Consider the following 1,915-nt stretch of genomic DNA (forward strand, 5'->3'; position numbering starts at 1 on the left):
AATCACTGCACAGTTATCTTGCTCTCTGATGCCCCGATACACCAAAGAAGCTAAGCTCTCATAGATTTTGCTGTGGATAGTAATTCCAGGCAGGGTAATCATTGAGTGCTCCCTTGATAAAGGACTGTCATCCGTCTCCCAAAGTATATCGCTTGCCAAAATTCAGAAAATTAAGCTTCTGAGTGGATTTTTGAAGGTTTTCCAATGACTACATTTCAGTGGCAGCGGGGGGAAGGTTCCAAGCGACCCCAAAATCTCGTTGCCAATTTTGAAATTATTGCGATCCAAAGTTTGCCGGTGTAAGTTCTCACGGTACTGTCAACTTAACCAAAAAAATTTAAGAGTAAGCACGGTAGTCTCTAGTGAGGTGGAATCACAGGATTATGCGGCAGATTTCAACCCAACAATCTCTTGCCAATCCTGAAAGCGTTGGTGCATTTGTTCGCGGTAGCGTTGGGCCGTGAGTTGATGTTGTTTGAGGTGGAAGTGGTCTCGAATTGGTCCAAACGCAGCAAGAAAGCGTTGTGCTTGTCCAGGTGACTTAAACTTTCGCATCCGTCGCTCTCGCAGTCGAGTCGGTTGATGCGAGTTCTGGCAAAGGTTGTTCAATCGCTTGTGCTGCCGATGCTCCACGCTCTGGAGCATCCCATTCTTGGCAGCTTCGTAGCTCTTCAACTTGTCCGTCACGATCACGCGTGGTACAAAGCCCTGCTGCTTGAGGAGCTTGCGAAAGAATCGCTTGGCTGCCTGGGTATCTCGATGACGCTGCATCAAAATGTCAAGCACGTCGCCTTGCGAATCTACTGCACGCCACAGGTAATATTGCTGTCCTTTAATCGCGATGACAACTTCATCAAGATGCCATCTATCCGTGAGATACGGTCGCTTACGGCGCACCTGATTGGCGTATTGCTGCCCAAACTTGTGACACCGTTCCCGAATGGACTCGTAGGTTGCCTCAATCCCGCGATAGAGCATCATTTTCTCAATGTCTCGGTAGCTTAAGGGGAAGGTGTAGTAGAGCCAGACACAGTAACCAATGATCTCGACGGGAAAACGGTGACGCGGATACATAGGCAGAATAGACAGGCAAGGCAGATTTTATATTTATCTCTTGCTCGGACTTAAGTTGACAATACCGCTTACCTTACCATTCGCTGCTTTTTGCGACACAACCTACATTAGAGGTTAAAACCGTCATTTGAACCTGCTAAGAGCTAATCTACAGACGCTCAATTGTATCACCTGCTTTGACCATTCCTTCAACTAATACCGCTCCATAAACCCCTGCATAGCCTTCATGGGCTTTCGACACGTGCTTGATAATAGCCGGGTTTGCCTCTGATGTATCTGGGTCCAGGGTGATCATTTTGCAGCGTGGGTCACGCTCCAACACAGTAACCTCCAGCGTATCCCCAATCTTTAAGCGCATGCCAATCAAATCTGTTTCATAGAGGGGTGGTTTATCTTCGTTCCACTTAACATAAAAGTTTGCTCGAAACCGTCGTTCGTCAATCTCTATACCAAGTTCTTGAGTCAACACATCTCGCATTTGTAGCGAAAAGAAGGAAAGAGGACGGCAGTCAAACTGACTCCTGTGAGTAAAGTGTATTCTCAAGCTGTCATTCCCAGTTAACGTCTTTAGGTGATCCAAAAATCCTTCACCCTCAAGGTCATAAACAGTGCCGTCAGGAGTTTCCACCTCAACAACAAACCGGTTAGTTTCTGGATAGAGCGGATTGACTCCAGGTGCCATAGCTTGGGCAGCATCAAGCGCTTCAGGTTTTAGGGTAGCGCTCACGGAAACTGTCAGATCTGGGTACTCAGATCACCGCTTTTTTCATCACCTCTTATCATCAGAAGCTTCCTCTTTCCCATTTGCGATTAGATGGCTTGAAATAAATCTTTCAATTCA

At 46.7% G+C, this 1,915-nt stretch carries 2 protein-coding genes; both read right to left on the reverse strand.

Annotated features, from left to right (window positions below):
• Positions 1-381: 381 nt before the first annotated feature.
• Positions 382-1,074, reverse strand: a complete 693-nt coding sequence (locus H6F88_RS00005; RefSeq protein WP_190640715.1) for an IS6 family transposase — start codon at positions 1,072-1,074, stop codon at positions 382-384.
• 148 nt (positions 1,075-1,222) lie between these two features.
• Complete coding sequence (locus H6F88_RS33765) at positions 1,223-1,801, reverse strand: MOSC domain-containing protein (protein ID WP_190640716.1); 579 nt, start codon at positions 1,799-1,801, stop codon at positions 1,223-1,225.
• Between the last annotated feature and the right edge of the window lie 114 nt (positions 1,802-1,915).

Origin of the sequence: Oculatella sp. FACHB-28 (assembly GCF_014696015.1) — a bacterium.
In the GTDB taxonomy this organism is placed as follows: domain Bacteria; phylum Cyanobacteriota; class Cyanobacteriia; order Elainellales; family Elainellaceae; genus JAAUTN01.